Source organism: Streptomyces sp. NPDC001634, assembly GCF_040298185.1.
In the GTDB taxonomy this organism is placed as follows: Bacteria; Actinomycetota; Actinomycetes; order Streptomycetales; family Streptomycetaceae; genus Streptomyces.
The window spans coordinates 1-18,236 of record NZ_JBEOZU010000004.1; the positions used below are offsets into that span (position 1 = coordinate 1).

The window sequence follows — 18,236 nt, forward strand, 5'->3', positions numbered from 1 at the left end:
GGCGCCGCCCGGTCCCGGTGGTCCGCGGGGCCGGCCGCCCGGTGCCGCTGCGCGGCGCGGGCCGGGCCCCGGAACGGCTCGTGTTGCGCTGGGCCGCCGTCGGGCGCGCCCCCGGCCGTGAGCCGTTGCTGCGGGGCGGGGGAGTACCCGGCCCCTGCGCACGCCGTACGGTGCGCTGCTCGGCGTACTGCTCCGCCAGGCGCCCCGACGGCCGGTCCGGCCCGCCCCGCTGGGCGGACGGCCGTACCTCCGTGAGCCCCTGGGCCTCCCGGGCCGCGATCTCCTTGAGCCGGAGCGAGAGTTGGAGGGTGCTGGGCCGCTCCTCGGGGTCCTTCGCCAGGCAGGCGCGGACGAGCGGGGCCAGGGCGTCCGGCACGCCGTGCAGCTGGGGCTCCTCGTGCACCACCCGGTAGAGCATCACCTCGGAACTGCCGTGCCCGAACGGTGAGTCACCGGTCGCCGCGTACGCCAGCGTGGCGCCCAGCGAGAACACGTCCGTGGCCGGGGTGACGGCGGCTCCGCGCACCTGCTCGGGGGCGAGGAAGCCGGGCGACCCGACGGCCGTGCCGACGTGCGTGAGCGTCGAGGCACCGGTCGCCCAGGCGATGCCGAAGTCGATGATCCGCGGTCCCTTCGGGGACAGCAGGATGTTGGACGGCTTGAGATCGCGGTGGACGACGCCGGCCTCGTGCACCGCCACCAGCCCCTCGGACAGGGCGGCGCCCACGGCCGCAACGTCGGCGGCCGTGAGGGCCCCCTCCTCGGCGACCTTGTCGTGCAGGGAGGGTCCGGGGACGTACTGAGTGGCGAACCATGGACGGTCCGCCTCCAGGTCGGCGGCCACGAGCCGTGCCGTACACCCGCCGCGGATCCGCCGTGCCGCCGAGACCTCACGTGCGAACCGCGACCGGAACTCCTGATCCTCCGCCAGATCCGGCCGGATCACCTTCAGCGCGACCCGCTGACCCCGCTTGTCGGAACCCAGGTAGACGACGCCCATCCCGCCCGCGCCGAGCCGCCGGTGAAGCCTGAACGAGCCGACGACACGCGGGTCCTCACGCCTCAGGCGCATCATCGCCATGTCCATCCCCGCTGCCCGGTCCGTTTGACGAGCCACAGCTTACGTTTCCACGGCCGGGTGCGCGCAGAGGCCGCGCCCTCTCGCCCCGATCGATTGTCAGTGCCGGGTGGGAGACTTGAAAGGTGGTCAGGAGGGATGCGAACAGGACGGCCGTGCGCCGCCTGTGATCCCAACCACCCACAGCGGAAGGGGGATTGAACCCGTGAAGGGTGATCGCGTGGAGATAGTCGTGGACGCCGGGGACACGACGCGCACGTACGAGGTGGTGGCGAGCAGGGCGGGCCGCCGAGTGGAGACGGCGGTGCGCAGGGGAGTCGTGGAAGTGAGCGAAGTCACCCGCAGCGGGACCGTGGTGCGGACGGCCCGCTTCATGGCGAACCGGGTGCTCGCGCTGGTGGAGCAGCCGGTTCCGCGGGAGGACGGCTCGGAGCAGAAGGGGCACTCCGGGCGTCCCCTCCGGGAAGACCCTGAGACCTAGGACCTCGTCTCCACCCAGGGGAGTACGCCGCAGGTCATCGCTCATCCTCCGGGAGGCCAGGCAATCGATACGAGGGCATGACGACCCCGGCCCTCCCCGAGCCTAGATTTGAGGTCAAGCGGCGGGTGCAGCACTCGTCCCCCGAGGTCAGACACCCGCCGCTGCCAAGGACAACAACACAACGGTCAGGAGAGGGACCATGGCCCAGACGGCACCGCGGATGCTGATCCGCACGCAGGGACGCAGGGTGTACGCCGCGTTCGGCAACCGCCGCCCGGGCCGCCGCCACCCGCTGGTGGCGACCGTGATGGTCCTCCCCCTGGCGGCCCTGCTCGTGTACGCCTTCGGCGGCTGGGATGCAGTGGTCACACAAGCGTCGTCCGTGGGCGTGATGCTGGGGCGCTGAGCGGCGCCCCAGGCCCGGAAGAGCGGTCCGGGCGGGGACATCCACCCATGAAACCCCGTGGGGACGGGGGTGCGGCGGACGGCACAAACGCCCGCGCAGCTGGGGAGCTGCGCGGGCGTTGTTTTTGCGTCGGGTGTCCTACCCGCGGGCATCCGTGCGGCTGGGGCGGCGCCCGCCAGACGTCGGTCGCCGTGGCTGCGGGCAGTCCTGCCGCTGGGGCGATGGGGGTCCCCTGCTCGAGCGAAGCCAAGAGCTTGGGGATGGGGGTGCAGCGGCATCCGCCCGGCGCCGGCAAGCGAAACCCACCCCGGCCGGCCCCAGTACCGGCTACAGCTCAAACACCGGTCACCCGACCACGTACGCTCCCCGACACAGCCGCACTCACCCAAGGGGAACCGTGAACGCACTACTGCCCGCGCTTGCCGCAAAAGTATGTGCCGCGGTGCACACGCCCCCCGGCAGGGACTGCCACTGCCCGACCTCCGACACCGTCCTCGCCGACCGCGCAGACGCGACCGTAGTCCGCCACGCCGATACGGTGGCCAAGGCCCACGCCCCCGGCACCGACCCCGCCGAACTCTCCCTGCGCCTCACCACCGCCGCCCGACTCCCCGGCACCCTCCTCGCCCCGCTCCACCCGAGCCCCGTCGACCTCCACGGCCGCCTCGTGACCTTCTGGCCGTACGGCACCCCCGTGGACCCCGGCACCCCTGAGGCCGCCCCCTGGGAGGAGGCCGCCACCCTCCTCGCCCGGCTGCACCTGGCCCCTGCTCCCGTCGGCCTCCCACCCATGCGAGGCCCCGCCAAGGCGGCCCGTGCGATGGGGCGCCTCCGTGCGGCCGGCCCCCACCCCGCCGCCGAGCCCGTCCTCCGCGCCTGGGCCGCCCTCCCCGCCTGGGCCCGCGCCGAGGCCCCCGCGCCCCCCTCGGGGACCCTCTGCCACGGCGACCTCCACCTCGGCCAGCTCGTACGTCATCCCGCGGACTGGGGCCCCTGGCGGCTCATCGACATCGACGACCTCGGCGTGGGCGAGCCCGCCTGGGACCTGGCCCGCCCGGCCGCCTGGTACGCCTGCGGCCTGCTCCCGCCCGACGAGTGGACCCGCTTCCTCACCGCGTACCGGAAGGCCGGTGGCCCCGCCGTCCCCGCCGCCGGCGACCCCTGGCCCGCGCTCGACGTTCCGGCCCGCGCCCTCACCGTGCAGACGGCGGCCCTTGCCATCGCCAAGTCCGTCGCCGCGGACCGTCCCTTGGACGAGGTGGAGCAAACGGTGGTCGACACCTGTGTCCGAATGGGCACCATTCCGCCGCAGTTGACGCAAGGACGTGCGACGTAGGCTGCAACCGGCCAGGCCGGGAGCGAGTCCCTCCCTGGCGAAGCACCACCGACCGGCGAGGAGTTGAGCCGACCATGCAGTGTCCGAAGTGTCATGCGCCGATGCACACGTACAACCGCAACGGCGTCCAGATCGAACAGTGCAGCGGCTGCCGCGGCATCTTCCTGGACTACGGGGAGTTGGAGGCGCTCACCCGCCTGGAGGCCCAGTGGGCGCAGCCCGCGCCGCCGGCCCCGCCCGCCCCGGGGGCCTACCCGGCCGCTCCCGCGTGGGGTGCCCCGCACGGCGGCCACCACGGAGGCCACGGACACTACGACCACCACCGCCACAAGAGCTTCGGCCACATGCTGTTCTCCAGCTGAGCCCACTCGGCCCACGAAGAAGCCCCCGGCCACAGGGCGAATTCGAGGGGTCGTTGCAACACTGCTGGTCGGCTGGCGGGATCCAGTAGCTTAGCGAGGCGCTCGGCTGGGGTTTCCCAGCCGAGCGTTGTGCGTGGGCGGCTGTCGAGTTCGGCGGCCACGGCCTCCAGGTGCTCGGGCGGGTGGACGGCCAGGTCGGTGCCCTTGGGGAAGTACTACCGTAGCAACCCGTTCGTGTTCTCGTTCGACCCGCGCTGCCAGGGGCTTGCCGGGTTGCAGAAGTAGACCGGGATGTCGGTGGCCATGGTGAAGGCCCGGTGGGCGGCCATTTCCGAGCCCTGGTCCCGGGCGCACCCTGCGTGACGGCACAGCCGTCCCGGCGCTGCCTCCGTCCCCCAGTCCACGCACCATCAGCGGGTGGATCATGCGCCGTCTGCAGAGTCAAGCTCCTCAAGAGAAGCATGTACGGCCGAGCGTCCTTCGCGCTCCTGAGAACCCGCATCCTCACACGGCACCGACTGGCTGGGGCGGCGTTCAGCGGCCCATCAAGGCGAATCCAACTGGCCCCAGTTCGCGGATGGTTTGTGAGGATCAGGCGTTGCGAAGTGGCTCCGGGTGGCGGCTTGTCCTGGGACCACCGGTCTCCAGATCGGTTGCCGGGACCGGCGCAGTTGTCACCGCGCGAGTCCAGGAGGAGCCGGGACGCCCACCTTCCGAACAGGGCCAGGTCCGCAGTCGGACGGAGAGCCGAAGGTAAACGACCCGACCGGCTCTGGTGCCACTGCAGGCACCCAGCAGATGCCGTCGAGGAGGTCTCCCGGCGGGACCGCCATCGAGCCGACCAGCTTGGTCAGGGTGTCGATCCGGCAGACCCGCCAGGGACCCCCGGGCCCTACGGCCCTCCGGCCTGCTCCAGGTTCGACTGGTGGGGGCCGGAAAGCCAGTCTGCATGCGGCCCGAGACGCGCGTCGACCGGTTCCTCTCCTCGCCGGAGCGCGTCGATGTAGGCATGATCGGCGGCGAGGCGGGCCGCCACCTCGGGACCTTCGGCAACGGCGCCGTGGCCGGGGACCACGACATCGACGTGCCCGGCGGCCTCACCCAGCCGGTCGAGCGCGGCCTCGTAGGCTCCCACCTGATCGTCTTGGCGAACGTCGAAGAGCGGGATCAGGACGTCGGAGAGCATGTCGCCGGCGAGCAGGACGCCACGGTCCGCGAGGAGGACCGCGGCGTGGCCGACAGCGTGCGCCTGATGCTCGATGATCTCGCCCGGCACCACCCCGCCGTCCGCGGGCAGCGGGGTGACTAGCGCGACCAGGTCGAGAGGGATGCCGGACGCGCTCTCCGCCGCCATCGCCTGCGCCCGCTCTCGGGCTTGACTGGCAACGTGGGCGGCTGCGGGGGTGGCATAGCGCGGCACGTCGCCGAACCGGGGATGCCAGAGCAGGTGGTCCCAGTGGGGATGGGTGGAGAACCCGGCGACCACCGGAATGCCGAGCCGGTCCACGTCATCGGCGAATTGGTTCAACTCGGAGCCATCGATGCCGGGATCGATCAGGATCAACCCATCCTCCCCGCGCACCGCGATGGAATTGGTCCAGACCCACTCGCTCTGCCGGACCCAGACGCCGTCGGCCACCTGATTCAGCTTGCCCATCTCCACTCCAATCGGTTGATTAGAGTGCTGAGACTGCGATCCGCAGCCAAATTCATCGCTTTCAGCGCCCGCTGGGCGCGATGTTGTGATTGAGGTGAAAGACGTTGTCGCCGACGTTCAGGTCATCCGCTGATCGGCCGTCCGCAGGGCGAGTTGGCCCGGATCTTGCATCAAGGTGACCGCCCCGGCCAGGAGGTGGTCCCGAACGCCGCCTTCGGGTCATGGACGAGCTGATCGAGGAGAAGCTGATCCGCCTCTGCGGCCCGAAGGGCAAGCACGACCCGGAGCGAGGCGCGAAGCGCCACGGCGCCCGGCAGGCCAAGGTGGTGCTCGGGGGCGCAAGGTCAAGGCCCGCCGACCCAGGGCCCGGACGACCGCGGGCGAGGAGGCGAAGCTCCGCACCTGGGAGCTGTTCGCATCCGAGGACGTGCTCAAGGAGCGGACCGTGGAGACGATGCTCGCCGGACTCTCGACCCGGCGCTACGAGACGGCGCTCGAGCCGACCGGCGAGCCCGGCTCTTCGACCTCGCGCTCGGCGGTCTCGCGCCGCTTCGTCAGGGGCACCCGCGAGTGGCTCGGCGAGCTGATGAGCCGGACCGTCCGCCGCTCCGATGCGAGACGTCAGTCGCCAGGCAACGTTTAGGCACGTAACGTCGCCCTCGAACCGGCCTCCTCCCCGGTCCTGACCATCGGCAAGCCCGGCCCACATCGAGTCGAAGGCATCGCCACCGGCATCGTTCTGCTGGAGGTACCGCGACGGACGAGCGGGCGGTTCCTGCGACTCCTGCGGAGCTGCGGGCGTTTGCCCGTGGTCCTGGTAGATCGGAGGAACCGCCTTGAGGCCCTTGCCGGGCGAGTGCTGGCCGTTGCGCCACTTCTTGCCCGTGCGGAGGTTGATCCCGACGATCCGGGCCGCTTCCCGCTTCCTGCCCCGGCCATCCGGTTCTTGCGGATCTCGAAGTCCATCGCACCCCTTGAACCGGGGTGTTGCAACGACCACTAGAACTGAAGCAGGGCCGAGGGCTTAGGTGTGTGGACGATACTGGGATTGAACCAGTGACCTCTTCCGTGTCAGGGAAGCGCTCTCCCGCTGAGCTAATCGTCCTTGGGAATCCACGATCCGAAGATCGTGGACACTGCGTGCGCGATACTGGGATTGAACCAGTGACCTCTTCCGTGTCAGGGAAGCGCTCTCCCGCTGAGCTAATCGCGCGGGATCCTTGCGAATCATACAGACCCTCGCGGGTCGCGGTCCGTGGGGACCAGTGGACGATACTGGGATTGAACCAGTGACCTCTTCCGTGTCAGGGAAGCGCTCTCCCGCTGAGCTAATCGTCCTTGGAGGTGGAGACGGGATTTGAACCCGTGTAGACGGCTTTGCAGGCCGTTGCCTCGCCTCTCGGCCACTCCACCAGGAGTGCAGGGGCTCGGGAAGATCCCCTGGTTCCTTCGAGCGGACGACGAGGCTCGAACTCGCGACCTCAACCTTGGCAAGGTTGCGCTCTACCAACTGAGCTACGTCCGCTTGTCGTTTCGGTCCGCTCCCGCGTCCCGGCGACGTGTTGAACTCTAGCGGATTCCCGGGCCAGCACAAAAACGCGTTTGTGCAGCGTGCTGCCCTGCGCCTGGTCAGGGACATCGTCGGGGCACCGTGAGGACACGACCGGGCCACCCGAAGGACACCCGCCCTAGACTCGACCCCGTGCTCGACCTCCCTCCTCTCGCCCGTTTCGGCGACCGCGTCGCCACCGGTCTCCTCGACGTCACCAGCGACCCCGCGGCCCTCGACTCCAGCGGCTTCTGGGCCGTGTGCGCGGACTACGAGGGACGTCTGACCTGCGCCCGCTTCAGGGACGTACGAAAAGAGCCCGTGCCCGCACCCGTGCCGGGCCGATGGCAGGGACCGGCGGCCGGTGACTGGACGTCCTCGCTCGACCGCGCCGCGTACACGGCCGGGGTACGGCGGATCCGCGAACTCATCGCGACCGGCGAGGTCTACCAGGTGAACCTCTGCCGTGTGCTCTCCGCCCCGATAGCACCCGACGCCGACATGGACGCCCTGACCGCCGTGCTGGCGCGCGGCAATCCGGCCCCGTACGCAGGAACGATTCGTCTGCCGGAGCACGGAGTGGAGATCGCCACCGCGTCTCCCGAGCTCTTCCTGCGCCGCGACGGAGGGGTCGTCGACTCCGGCCCGATCAAGGGCACCGGCCGTACCGAGGCGGACCTGTTGGAGAAGGACTACGCCGAGAACGTGATGATCGTGGACCTGGTCCGCAACGACCTCGGGCGCGTCTGCGTCACCGGGAGCGTGACCGTCCCCGATCTGTGCGCCGTCGAGAAGCACCCCGGCCTGGTCCACCTCGTGTCCACGGTCCGCGGCGAACTGCGGCCGGACGCCGGCTGGCCGGAACTGCTCGCCGCCACCTTCCCGGCCGGTTCGATCACCGGCGCCCCCAAGTCCAGCGCCCTGCGGATCATCGATGCCCTGGAGACCGCGCCCCGCGGCCCCTACTGCGGCGGCATCGGCTGGGTCGACGCGGACCGGCGGGTGGGGCAGCTGGCCGTCGGCATCCGCACCTTCTGGATCGACCGCACCACCACGGACCAGGCGGTCCTGCGCTTCGGCGCCGGCGCCGGCATCACCTGGGGTTCCGACCCCGAGAGAGAGTGGTACGAGACCGAGCTGAAGGCCGCCCGGCTGCTCGCGGTAGCGTCGGGGGAGTACCAGGACAGGGGAGCGGCATGAACCGGCTCACGTGCCGTGCCCCGACCGGAGGACGGCGCGCCCGGCCATGGCCCTGCCGCGGGTTCGGGCCACGGCCCTGCCGCGGGCTCGGAGCACGGCCCTGCTGCGGGCCGGACCCCCGGCCGGACCGATGCGTCGGAGGACGCTTCCGCCACCATCTTGCGAGGTAATGACCAGTGAAGCTCTGGCTCGACGGCGGGCTGCAGGACATCGAGTCCGCCCGCGTCTCCGTCTTCGACCACGGACTGACCGTCGGCGACGGCATCTTCGAGACCGTCAAGGCCGTCGAAGGACGGCCGTTCGCGCTCACCCGCCACCTCGACCGGCTCACCCGCTCGGCGCGCGGCCTGGGCCTTCCGGACCCCGACCTCGACGAGGTCCGCCGCGCATGCGCCGCTGTCCTGGAAGCCAACCCGATGCCCCTCGGGCGCCTGCGCATCACCTACACCGGCGGCCACGGACCGCTCGGTTCCGACCGCGGCGACCACGGTCCCACCCTCGTGGTCGCCCTCGGTGAGACCACCCGGCGCCCCGACTCCACCGCCGTGATCACCGTGCCCTGGACCCGCAACGAACGCGGCGCGCTGACCGGCCTCAAGACCACGTCGTACGCCGAGAACGTCGTCGCCCTCGCCCGCGCCTCCCAACACGGCGCCTCCGAAGCGCTGTTCGCCAACACGGTCGGACAGCTCTGCGAGGGCACGGGATCCAATGTCTTCGTCGTCCTCGACGGCGAGATCCACACCCCGCCGCTCGCCTCCGGCTGCCTCGCGGGCATCACGCGCGCGCTCACCGTCGAGTGGACCGGGGCCAAGGAGACCGACCTGCCGCTGGACGTCCTGGAACGCGCCGAGGAGGTCTTCCTCACCTCCACACTGCGCGACATCCAGTCCGTGCACCGTGTCGGCGGGCGCGAACTGCCGGGCGCGCCAGGCCCGGTGACCGCCAAGGCCATGCGGGTCTTCGACGAGCGCTCAGGGGACGACCTCGACCCCTGAGCGCCGCATGATCGCTCGGCCCGCAATCCGCGGATAATCTGCTGACCCGCGGCTCGACTCGGGGTAGAACACCCCTGATGACCACGACCCTGCGGCCGGTCGAGCCGCTTCAGCACCACGCGGACGGGACGCGTTCACGGCGCTACCAGGTGTGCGTGAACGGCCGTCCGGTGGGCGGCCTGCGCCTGTCCACCCACTCCGAGTACGGGCCCTCCGTGGCCCGTATCGAAGACCTGCGCATCGAAGAGCCGGATCGCAGAAGGGGCCGGGGCACAGTGGCCGCGCTCGCCTCCGAGGAGATCGCGCGCGGCTGGGGCTGCAAGCGCATCGAGGTGTCGGTGCCCGGGGACGCCGAGGCGGCCCTGAGGCTCGTCACGGCACTCGGGTACGTCCTGCGCAACAGGAACATGGCAAAGCGCCTGGACGACACCCCGCCCCGACTGCCCGCCGGCAGCGTCGCCCGGCCCATGACCGAGACCGAGTACGGGCCGTGGCTGGCCTACGAGCGGGACGACTTCGCGCGAGACCTCATCGAGCGGGGTGTGCCCGAGACCGAGGCCTACGCCAAGGCGGACCAGGGGTACGCCCGGTATCTGCCGGACGGCCTGGCGACCGAGAACACCCTGATCAGCGTCCTGGAACACGAGGGGAGCCCGGTCGGCACCCTGTGGCTTGCCCTGTGGCCCGAGACGGCGTTCGTGCTCAAGATCGAGATACGGGCGCAGCAGCGGGGCCGCGGTCACGGGCGCGCGCTGATGCTGCTTGCGGAGGCACAGGCGACCGAGGGCGGCAAGAACGACATCGCCCTCAATGTCTTCGCGGGCAACACCCCGGCCGAACGGCTCTACGCCTCGCTGGGGTACGAGACGACCGAGTATCACCTGTACAAGGAGCTGACCTGAGCCTCGGGCCCGCTCCTTGTACGGGGAGACCGGTCTGAGCCTCAGGTTGTACGGGGAGACCGGTCTGAGCCTCAGGTTGTACGGGGAGACCGGTCTGAGCCTCAGGTTGTACGGGGAGACCGGTCTGAGCCTCAGGCCCCGTCGGCCAGAAGCCGGTCCGCGATCTCCTCGATGCGCTCGCGCAGTCCCTCCTGGCTCTTGCCGCCGTCCAGACGTTCGCCGCCGATGACGTACGTCGGGGTGCCGGTCACACCGATCGCCTTGCCCTCGGCCTGGTCGGCGTCGACGATCAGGATGTGCCGACCGTCGATCAGCGCCGTGTCGAACTCCTCGGCGTCCAGACCGAGTTCGCGGGCCACCTCGACCAGGAACGCCTCTCCCTTGCGGTCCAGTTCCTCGACCCGGCCGAGCACGGCCTCGACGTACGGCCAGCCCTGCCCCTGCTCCAGCGCCTCCTCGGCGGCCTGCGCGGCGGCGAAGGAGTGCTGGTGCTTGTCCAGCGGGAAGTGCCGCAGCCGCAGCTCCAGCCGGTCGCCGTAGCGGGCGCGCAGCGCGCGCAGGTCGTCGAGGGCGCCGCGGCAGTCGGGGCACTGGAGTTCGCACCAGACGTCCAGGACGGGGACGGCAGTGGGGGCGGGAGAGGAGTCACTCATGGTCACCAGTCTCCCAGCACCGCGGACGCGCCCCAAACGGGACCTTCGCAGCCGGGGTGGAGGCGTGACCCGGACCTGTGGTGTCACGGGTGGAGACGGGGCCGCACCCTGAGGAGGAGCTGACCCGGAGATGTCCCTGAGGTCCGGTCGGACCGTGGCATATGGGGCGCCGAGCGGTGCAGGATGGAAGGGACGAACCGACCCTGCCCGACCGATCTCCGCCTGGAGGACCGGATGATTGCCGAGACAGTCTGTTCCGCCGTCTCCGCGGCCGGCCTGGGCATTGCCGCGGTCACGGCCTATCGCAAGCGCTTCCGCGCCGCGGCCCGCATCGCCGCGTACGCACTCGTGCCCGTCGGCCTGGTGATGACGGGCGTCGTGGGCTGGCTGTCCGACACGGCGTTCAGCCCCACGGCATGGGCGGGCTTCGGCGTGCTCGGTGCCGCCTGGGTGCTGTTCGCGACCACCCGGGCCGTGGAGCGCCGGGGCGGCGGGACCCGCAAGGAGCGCAAGGCGGCGAAGACCGCGCAGAGTAGCGATGCGGTGGCTCCTTCGACCTCTTCCGCGCCCGCGCTGGGCGCCGCGGGCAGCCCTGCGGTCCGGCCCACGGCCAAGCCCCGGACGCCCGCCTCCACGGACGACTTCAGCGACATCGAGGCCATCCTCAAGAAGCACGGCATATGACGGTTTGAAACGACACAGCGCCGGCTGATGGCGCGCGGTGATCAAGGGCGATCAAGGGAGCGCATACCGAGATCATCTTCGTTCCGTACGGCGCGGATATTGGCGAACTCCCGGGCATTCCGGGCGTGTTGATCGCGTGGCGGCTGTCAGCTGCGCCATCATCGCGGCGAGATGCTGGACACAACCCAGAGCGACACCGCTGCTCCTCCCGAGGAGCGCCGGGGTTGTCTCTTCGCGCTTTCCCAGCCACCGCTGATGATCTTCCTTGCGGTGATCGGCTGCCTGCTGCTCATGGCATCACTGCACGACCTGCTGATGCTCTGAGCCGTATGCGGAGCCCCTGGCGCCACCCGCCGAGGGCTCCGTCAGCCCCACCACCGGATCGCGACGAAGGGGTGTCCACACCGGCTCGTACGGCACCTCGGCCAAGTCGAGCGAGGGGACCTGACCAGACCCCCGGGGGCCGGGCTCCACATTCAGCCCGCCGCTTCCTTCCGGCGTGCCCGGTACGCGGCCACGTGAAGCCGGTTTCCGCAGGTGCGGCTGTCGCAGTAGCGGCGGGAGCGGTTGCGGGAGAGGTCGATGAAGGCGCGCCGGCAGTCGGGCGCCTCGCAGCGGCGCAGCCGCTCCTGTTCCCCGGCCACCACGAAGAATGCCAGCGCCATACCGCAGTCCGCGGCAATGTGATCGGCGACGGAAGCGCCGGGCGCGAAGTAGTGCACATGCCAGTCGTAGCCGTCGTGGTCGGTCAGCCGGGGTGTGGTCCCCGCCGCCGCGACCAGCTCGTTGATCAGCCCGGCCGCGGTCCGGGCGTCCGTCGCGGCGAAAACCGCGGCGAACCGCCCGCGGATCTTGCGTACAGCCGAGAGGTCGAACTCCGACAGGACGCCGACATCGCTCATGTCGTGCCGGTGCACGAAATCGCCGAGGGCGGCGACATCCGGGAGGCCGTCCGTCTCGTCGCCCTCGGGTGTGGTGTTCACCAGATCCACCACGAGGTCGAGCGCGCACCGGGTGTCATGGGTGATCAGCACGTGTCGCTCCCTGGCCTGGGGGGTCGGGCGGGCGCCCGCCGATGCTGGCCGAGCCTAGCGGCTCACCGCCGCCACGGGACGGCCACAGGTCAAGACGGATCATCTCGTGACAACCGCTGAGGCTCAGTGGCATCCGAGAGGTGGTGCCCATCACAAGCCGGATCACCATCGTCACCCTCCGTACGCACCCGGGCGCCGCCTCCACGAGAGATCGCGGCGGCGGCGCCCGGGTGTGCCGTATGCGGTTGTCCTGGCCCGAGCCGTCTCCCCGAGTGGACGGCGCCGGGCGGCTTGAGGGTCTTGCGCTAGCTCTCCGCCAGGATGTGGGAGAGCTCTGTGTCGAGATCGAAATGGCGATGCTCGGTGCCGGGCGGCACCGCGGCATCCGTCCGCTTCAGAAACGATTCCAGGGCCCGCGCCGGGGCCTCGAGGAGGGCCTCGCCCTCAGGGGAGCTCAGCGCGATGCAAACAACGCCCTGACCATGACTGCGGGACGGCCAGACGCGGACGTCTCCCGTCCCTGTGGGCCGATGCAGGCCCTCTGCGAGGAGGTCGCGGGCGAACACCCACTCGACGGTCTCCTCGGCTCCGGTGTGGAAGGTGGCGTGCACGGCGTAGGGATCGGCCGTGTCATACCGCAGTCCTGCGGGAACAGGGAGTGAGGACTCGCTCGACACAACGAGGCGCAGGTGCAGCTCGCAGCTGACCGTGGTGTTCATAAGCGCCAAGGCCTTTCGCTCAGTGTGCGCTCGGGGATTCGCACGTCGGCGAAATCGACATGCCACCTACGATGCCGTTGTAAACCCCTCTGAGTGTTTTGCCTGTCTTTACGTAGCTCATCCGGCCGAGACATCGTTCGCCCGATACGGCCATTCCGGTGACTGGTTTCTCTCCGGTAGGATCGCGCCGTATGAATACGGGGAGTGACGAGCGGGGTGAGGCCGCTGTGGTCGCTGAGGAATCGAGGGCCGAGTGGGCACTCGGTTCCAGGGCGCCGCAATTCATCAAGGCGCGACGGGCACTGCATCTCAGCTGGCAGGTGGGCGTATTCGTGGTCGGCCTCGCGGTCGTCGTCGCCGGCGTGATCATGCTTCCCCTGCCCGGCCCGGGCTGGCTGGTGATCTTCGCCGGTATGGCGATCTGGGCGACCGAGTTCGTCTGGGCCCAGCTGGTGCTCCGCTGGACGAAGCGCAAGGTCACCGAGGCGACCCAGCGCGCGCTCGACCCCAAGGTGCGCCGCCGCAACATCATCCTGACGACGGCCGGTACGGCGATCGCGGCCACTCTCGTCGGCGTCTACCTCTGGAAGTTCGGCCTTGTGACGCCCTGGAACATCAGGGAAGAGTGATCCGGTACTGGTCGGAGGCATCCCCTGACATGGGGTAATGTTCTTCCTGCGCCCGGGCGATTAGCTCAGCGGGAGAGCGCTTCGTTCACACCGAAGAGGTCACTGGTTCGATCCCAGTATCGCCCACAGCAACGAGGGCGGCGGGTATCCGCGGACAACGCGAGCACCCGCCGCCCTCGTCGTGTACCCCCACGGATTTGCGTGTGACCCGACTGCGGGCAGGGAAGGCGGAGCGGTCGTCGCACGTCCTGTCGGCGCGCCGCTGGTCGAAGGGCCGGGGACGGCTGTCACAGACCTCTGCAGGATGCCGTTGAACGCTCCTGCCGCCGCGGAGTGAACGGGTTGGGGTGCGGCTGCGGAGAGCTCGGTTGGGGCGCCATCGGCGGGCTTTGCCTGCGTGTGTGACCGCTGGTTGAGGGTGGGGGGCGGCTGGTTGAGGGTCGGGGGCGGCATGCTTGCGCGTGGGTACGCCGGTGGCTGAAGGAGCTGGGGTGCGGCTGCCCCAGGTCTGGGGTGGGGCGCCGTCGGCGGGCTCTGCTTCCGCGTGTTACCGCTGGTCGTGGGCGGGTCGGGGTGGCATTCCCGTGCGTGGGTGCGTCGCGGATTGACCGGGTTGGGGGTGCGGCTGCCCCGGGGCAGGTCGCCGTCGGCGGGCTCTGCTGCCGCGCGTGCCCGCTGGTCCTGAGCGGGTCGGGCGGCATCCGGTGCGTGGGTGCGTCGCGGATTGACCGGGCTGGGGGTGCGCCTGCCCCGGGCCCGCGGCAGGCCCCCTCGGCGGCTCTTGCTCGCGCGTGTGACTGTTCGCTGTCCACGGGCCGGGCGCGGCATGTCCCGCGCGCGGGTACGCCGCGGAGCGAACGGCTCGGGTGCGGCTGCCCAAGGCCCCGCGCAGCTCGCCCCGGCGGCCCATGCTCGTGCGCGTGAACGCACGTCGCCCGTGGGCCGGGCCTGCCACGCCCCACCGATACGCCGCTGGTCGCAGCGCTGGAGGAGTGTGCCGGCCGACGGACCTCAGGATGCCCGGCGGGCGGTCGATTCCCCGGAGAACGGCCCCAGCCCGGAGGGCTCCGCGCCAACCCGACCCGCTCACCAGCACCCCGCACCGCCGTCCCGCGGCCCCACCCACTCACCCGTCCACCCCACGCCGGACACCCCCACATGCCCGCCGCCATCCTCAACGCCCACCCCACCCCCGCTCTCCCCTCGTCCCCCCGGCTCTCCCCTCGTCCACCCGCCCGACCTGCGCACTCTCCGCCTCGCGCAGCTCGCCCCCGGCCCCGGAGGCCACCCCCGCCGCCCAACCCCGTCCCATCAATTCCTGTCCGAATCATTGACGTGCCCGGAGGGCCTCCGTACCTTGTGCCAGCAAGCGCTTACTTGAAACGATTCACGAACGGCTGGCGCCCTGGCGCGAGGAGGCCTGATCATGCGTGAGAACGGGAAAGTCGAGCGACGGACGGTCCTGAAGGCGGCCGGTGCCTCGGTGGCCGCGCTGGGGCTGGCCACGGCGACCGGCTGTGGCGGGAACAGCGGCACGGGGGACGGGGCGGTCACGATCCGCTACGCCTGGTGGGGTGCCGACGAGCGCGCGAAGAGGATCAACCAGTCCATCAAGCTCTTCGAAAAGAAGTACCCGAAGGTCAAGGTCAAGACGGACTTCCAGGATTACGTGGCCTTTTGGGAGAAGTTCCAGACCCAGGCGGCGGGCGGAAATCCCCCGGACGTATTCCAGAATGCCGTCGCATTTCTTCGGAAGTACGACAAGAGAGGTGTTCTGCTCGACCTCAAGTCCCAGGTGGACGCCGGGAATTTGAGCCTGGACAACTTCCGTGCCGACGTCACCAAGGTGGGCGAGGTCGACGGAAAGCAGCTCGGGATTCCCGTCGGCTCCAACACCATGGCACTGGTCATCGACAAGAAGGTCTTCGACAAGGCCGGCATCGACCCGCGTGCGGGCTGGACCTGGGACGAGTACTTCAAGGCGCTGAAGACGATCAAGGGCAAGACCGGGGTCCCGGGCGACACCGGCTACTTCAGCATCATGTACCTCTACGACCTCTACCTCCGCCAGCACAGCAAGGCGTTCTTCACCAAGGACGGACTCGGCTTCGACCAGTCCGATCTGACGGAGTGGTGGACGGACGGCTACAACCGCGTCAAGGCCGGCATCGTCACCGACCCCAAACGCGTCGAGCAGGACAAGCCCAAGTCCTCGGTGACCGCGGGGCACGGGGCCTCCGAGTTCACCTGGGACAACTTCACCGTCCGCTACACCGCCGAGGGCACCAGCACCTACGGCCTCGCCCCGATCCCGACAACGGACGGCAAGCAGACGGGCCAGTACCTCGCCTCGCTGATGCTCAGCGCCTCGGCCCGCACCTCGCACCCCAAGGAAGTGGCCCAGTTCATCGACTTCATGGTCCACGACCCGGAGGTCGGCAAGATCATGGGCTATGACCGCGGGATCCTGGCGAGCAAGGAGCAGTACGAGGCGTTCAAGCCTACCGACGCGGTGAACAAGGAGATCGCCCAGTACGAGGACGACACCGCGAAGGCAGGCGTCCTCGGCACGATCACCCCGCACCCGTCCGGCGCCGACACCGTCGAGTCCGCCTTCCTGCGCATCGGCGGTGACATGTCTCAGGGCAAGACCAAGGTCTCCGACGCGGTCAAGCAGTTCTTCTCCGAGGCGCAGTCCGCCTTCTCCGCCTGATGGGAACCGCCGTGACGCTCGTCAAGGACACTCCGGCGAACGCCCCGGAGATACGTTCCGCCGGCCCCGCCGCCGTAAAGCGGCGGGGCCGCAGGGAGAACCTCGCCGGTTATCTGTTCATGTCCCCGTGGATCGCGGGCTTCCTGCTGCTGACCGCGGGCCCGATGGTCGCCTCCCTCTACTTCGCGTTCACCGACTACAACCTCTTCAATTCACCGAAGTGGGTAGGCGTCGACAACTTCACCAAGATGTTCGACGACCCGCGGTGGCAGAAGTCGGTGGAGGTGACCGCCAAGTACGTCGTCATCGGCACACCGCTCAAGCTGCTCCTCGCCCTCGGTGTGGCTCTGCTGCTCGCCCAGAGCCGCCGTGGACAGGCCTTCTACCGAGCCGCGTTCTATGCTCCCTCGCTGATCGGCGCGAGCGTCTCCGTCGGATTCGTCTGGCGGGCCCTCTTCTCCGACGACGCGATCGTGGACCGCACGCAGTCGGTGTTCGGACTCCATGTGGGCGGCTGGGTCGGCAACCCCGACTGGGTGCTCTACAGCCTGGTCGCCCTCACGGTCTGGCAGTTCGGCGCGCCCATGGTGATCTTCCTGGCCGGGCTCAAGCAGGTACCGAAGGAGCTCTACGAGGCCGCCGAGGTGGACGGCGCGGGGCCCCTCCGGCGGTTCTGGAACATCACCCTGCCGATGATCTCCCCGGTCCTCTTCTTCAACGTCCTCCTTGAGACCATCCACTCCTTCCAGATCTTCGGCTCGGCGTACGTCGTCTCGAACGCGACCTGCGGACCGGCCGACGCCACGCTCGTCTACACCTGCTACCTGTACCAGAAGGGCTTCAAGGAGGCCCAGATGGGCTTCGCCTCCGCGATGGCCTGGATGCTGCTGCTCGCCGTGGCTCTGGTGACGGCCGTCCTCTTCTGGTCGCAGAAGCGGTGGGTGCACTACGAGGAGGACGTCCGATGAGCTCGACCACGACGAAACCCCTGGCCCTCGGCCGCAGGCGGACCGGCTCGCTCGCCTGGCACCTCGGCGCCCTGGCCGTCCTCGCGGTCGTCCTCTACCCGGTCGTCTGGGTCATCGGCGCCTCGTTCAAGCCGAGCAAGGACATCATCGGCAGTCTGGAGCTGTTCCCGCCGAAGCCCGTCCTGGCCAACTTCACGGGACTCGCCGACGGCATCGCCGACATCTCCGTCCTGACCTTCTTCCAGAACTCCCTCTTCTACGCGCTCGGCGCGGTCGTCGGCGTCCTGATCTCCTGCTCGCTGACCGCATACGCCTTCGCGCGCATCCGGTTCGCGGGGCGGAACCTGCTGTTCTCGCTGATGATCGGCACGCTCCTGCTGCCGTACCACGTGCTGCTGATCCCGCAGTACGTGATGTTCCAGAAGATGGAGCTGATCAACACCTACGTCCCGCTGCTCATCGGCAAGTACCTGGCCACCGACGCGTTCTTCGTCTTCCTGATGGTGCAGTTCATGCGGAACCTGCCCAGGGAACTGGACGAGGCGGCGCGGCTCGACGGCTGTGGGCACCTCCGGATCTACTGGTCGATCGTGCTGCCGTTGTGCCGCCCGGCCCTCACCACCAGCGCCATCTTCACCTTCATCAACGCCTGGAACGACTTCATGGGCCCGTTGATCTACCTCAACGAGCCCGGCAAGTACACCGTGTCGCTCGGCATGATGATGTTCCGCGACCAGGAGGGCGTCGCCAACTACGGCGGCATGATCGCGATGTCCCTGGTCGCGCTGCTGCCCGTGCTGCTCTTCTTCCTGGCGTTCCAGCGGTACCTCATCGACGGTATGGCGACCTCCGGACTGAAGGGCTGAC

General features: G+C 69.7%; 19 protein-coding genes, 6 tRNA genes and 2 pseudogenes. 15 read left to right on the top strand and 12 right to left on the bottom strand.

Features of this window, described 5'->3' with window-relative positions; all coding sequences use genetic code 11:
- A partial coding sequence (locus ABT186_RS03460; protein ID WP_351923501.1) for a serine/threonine-protein kinase occupies window positions 1-1,087 on the bottom strand: 1,087 nt, incomplete at its 3' end.
- A 196-nt stretch (window positions 1,088-1,283) separates the two neighbouring features.
- On the opposite strand from ABT186_RS03460, the gene ABT186_RS03465 reads away from it, so the two are divergent.
- From ABT186_RS03465 to ABT186_RS03480, 4 genes are all read left to right on the top strand, one after another.
- A complete protein-coding gene (locus tag ABT186_RS03465) occupies window positions 1,284-1,559 on the top strand; it encodes a DUF8836 family protein (RefSeq protein WP_351225275.1) in 276 nt (91 codons plus the stop codon).
- Between the two features lie 199 nt (window positions 1,560-1,758).
- Window positions 1,759-1,965, top strand: coding sequence for a hypothetical protein (locus ABT186_RS03470; RefSeq protein ID WP_351923405.1), 207 nt, complete (start codon window positions 1,759-1,761; stop codon window positions 1,963-1,965).
- Window positions 1,966-2,407: 442 nt separating this feature from the next.
- The gene (locus tag ABT186_RS03475) at window positions 2,408-3,301 is read left to right on the top strand and encodes a phosphotransferase family protein (protein WP_351225279.1); all 894 of its coding nucleotides are present in this window, start codon (window positions 2,408-2,410) and stop codon (window positions 3,299-3,301) included.
- Window positions 3,302-3,375: 74 nt separating this feature from the next.
- Complete coding sequence (locus ABT186_RS03480) at window positions 3,376-3,663, top strand: TFIIB-type zinc ribbon-containing protein (protein ID WP_351225281.1); 288 nt, start codon at window positions 3,376-3,378, stop codon at window positions 3,661-3,663.
- Between the two features lie 83 nt (window positions 3,664-3,746).
- Here the strand turns inward: ABT186_RS03480 and ABT186_RS03485 are convergent.
- Window positions 3,747-4,007, bottom strand: a pseudogene (locus ABT186_RS03485) (IS30 family transposase); the annotation flags it as partial.
- 548 nt (window positions 4,008-4,555) lie between these two features.
- Complete coding sequence (locus ABT186_RS03490) at window positions 4,556-5,320, bottom strand: MBL fold metallo-hydrolase (protein ID WP_351225283.1); 765 nt, start codon at window positions 5,318-5,320, stop codon at window positions 4,556-4,558.
- Between the two features lie 445 nt (window positions 5,321-5,765).
- Here ABT186_RS03490 and ABT186_RS03495 point away from each other — a divergent pair, with 445 nt between their 5' ends.
- Window positions 5,766-5,963 (top strand): hypothetical protein, encoded by a 198-nt coding sequence (locus ABT186_RS03495; RefSeq protein WP_351225285.1) that lies wholly within the window; start codon window positions 5,766-5,768, stop codon window positions 5,961-5,963.
- Between the two features lie 90 nt (window positions 5,964-6,053).
- On the opposite strand, the pseudogene ABT186_RS47895 reads toward ABT186_RS03495, so the two are convergent.
- The 6 genes and pseudogenes from ABT186_RS47895 to ABT186_RS03520 all read right to left on the bottom strand — a co-directional run.
- Window positions 6,054-6,286 (bottom strand): annotated as a pseudogene (locus tag ABT186_RS47895) (IS30 family transposase); the annotation flags it as partial.
- Between the two features lie 67 nt (window positions 6,287-6,353).
- Window positions 6,354-6,425 (bottom strand) — tRNA-Val (locus ABT186_RS03500).
- Window positions 6,426-6,461: 36 nt separating this feature from the next.
- Window positions 6,462-6,533, bottom strand: a tRNA-Val gene (locus ABT186_RS03505).
- A 53-nt stretch (window positions 6,534-6,586) separates the two neighbouring features.
- Window positions 6,587-6,658, bottom strand: a tRNA-Val gene (locus tag ABT186_RS03510).
- Between the two features lies 1 nt (window position 6,659).
- Window positions 6,660-6,733 (bottom strand) — tRNA-Cys (locus tag ABT186_RS03515).
- Between the two features lie 39 nt (window positions 6,734-6,772).
- Window positions 6,773-6,845: transfer RNA gene (locus ABT186_RS03520), tRNA-Gly, on the bottom strand.
- Between the two features lie 177 nt (window positions 6,846-7,022).
- On the opposite strand from ABT186_RS03520, the gene ABT186_RS03525 reads away from it, so the two are divergent.
- From ABT186_RS03525 to ABT186_RS03535, 3 genes are all read left to right on the top strand, one after another.
- Window positions 7,023-8,069, top strand: coding sequence for a chorismate-binding protein (locus ABT186_RS03525; RefSeq protein WP_351923407.1), 1,047 nt, complete (start codon window positions 7,023-7,025; stop codon window positions 8,067-8,069).
- Between the two features lie 176 nt (window positions 8,070-8,245).
- Complete coding sequence (locus ABT186_RS03530; protein ID WP_351225289.1) at window positions 8,246-9,067, top strand: aminotransferase class IV; 822 nt, start codon at window positions 8,246-8,248, stop codon at window positions 9,065-9,067.
- 77 nt (window positions 9,068-9,144) lie between these two features.
- Window positions 9,145-9,969 (top strand): GNAT family N-acetyltransferase, encoded by an 825-nt coding sequence (locus ABT186_RS03535; protein ID WP_351225291.1) that lies wholly within the window; start codon window positions 9,145-9,147, stop codon window positions 9,967-9,969.
- A gap of 131 nt (window positions 9,970-10,100) precedes the next feature.
- On the opposite strand, the gene ABT186_RS03540 is transcribed toward ABT186_RS03535, so the two are convergent.
- Window positions 10,101-10,622 carry a DsbA family protein gene (locus ABT186_RS03540; protein WP_351225293.1) on the bottom strand — a complete coding sequence of 174 codons (522 nt, stop codon included), beginning with the start codon at window positions 10,620-10,622 and terminating at the stop codon, window positions 10,101-10,103.
- A gap of 234 nt (window positions 10,623-10,856) precedes the next feature.
- Between ABT186_RS03540 and ABT186_RS03545 the strand changes: the two genes are divergently transcribed.
- Entirely contained in the window at window positions 10,857-11,306 is a 450-nt protein-coding gene (locus ABT186_RS03545) for a hypothetical protein (RefSeq protein ID WP_351225295.1), read from the top strand.
- Window positions 11,307-11,477: 171 nt separating this feature from the next.
- Window positions 11,478-11,630 (top strand): hypothetical protein, encoded by a 153-nt coding sequence (locus ABT186_RS03550; protein WP_189785967.1) that lies wholly within the window; start codon window positions 11,478-11,480, stop codon window positions 11,628-11,630.
- Window positions 11,631-11,782: 152 nt separating this feature from the next.
- On the opposite strand, the gene ABT186_RS03555 is transcribed toward ABT186_RS03550, so the two are convergent.
- Together ABT186_RS03555 and ABT186_RS03560 are read right to left on the bottom strand one after the other, a co-directional pair.
- Complete coding sequence (locus tag ABT186_RS03555) at window positions 11,783-12,340, bottom strand: CGNR zinc finger domain-containing protein (RefSeq protein ID WP_351225297.1); 558 nt, start codon at window positions 12,338-12,340, stop codon at window positions 11,783-11,785.
- 305 nt (window positions 12,341-12,645) lie between these two features.
- Window positions 12,646-13,059: an SsgA family sporulation/cell division regulator gene (locus tag ABT186_RS03560; RefSeq protein ID WP_003959770.1), complete on the bottom strand. Its 414-nt coding sequence runs from the start codon at window positions 13,057-13,059 to the stop codon at window positions 12,646-12,648.
- Between the two features lie 191 nt (window positions 13,060-13,250).
- On the opposite strand from ABT186_RS03560, the gene ABT186_RS03565 reads away from it, so the two are divergent.
- The 5 genes from ABT186_RS03565 to ABT186_RS03585 all read left to right on the top strand — a co-directional run bounded on the left by ABT186_RS03565 (window position 13,251) and on the right by ABT186_RS03585 (window position 18,235).
- Entirely contained in the window at window positions 13,251-13,688 is a 438-nt protein-coding gene (locus ABT186_RS03565; RefSeq protein ID WP_351225299.1) for a TIGR02611 family protein, read from the top strand.
- Window positions 13,689-13,742: 54 nt separating this feature from the next.
- Window positions 13,743-13,814: transfer RNA gene (locus tag ABT186_RS03570), tRNA-Val, on the top strand.
- Between the two features lie 1,300 nt (window positions 13,815-15,114).
- The gene (locus tag ABT186_RS03575; RefSeq protein ID WP_351923409.1) at window positions 15,115-16,401 is read left to right on the top strand and encodes an ABC transporter substrate-binding protein; all 1,287 of its coding nucleotides are present in this window, start codon (window positions 15,115-15,117) and stop codon (window positions 16,399-16,401) included.
- Window positions 16,401-17,369: a carbohydrate ABC transporter permease gene (locus ABT186_RS03580; RefSeq protein ID WP_351923411.1), complete on the top strand. Its 969-nt coding sequence runs from the start codon at window positions 16,401-16,403 to the stop codon at window positions 17,367-17,369. Before ABT186_RS03575 ends, ABT186_RS03580 begins: the two co-directional genes overlap by 1 nt.
- Window positions 17,366-18,235, top strand: a complete 870-nt coding sequence (locus ABT186_RS03585) for a carbohydrate ABC transporter permease (protein WP_351923413.1) — start codon at window positions 17,366-17,368, stop codon at window positions 18,233-18,235. The genes ABT186_RS03580 and ABT186_RS03585 overlap by 4 nt, the downstream gene beginning before the upstream one ends.
- Window position 18,236 lies beyond the last annotated feature (1 nt).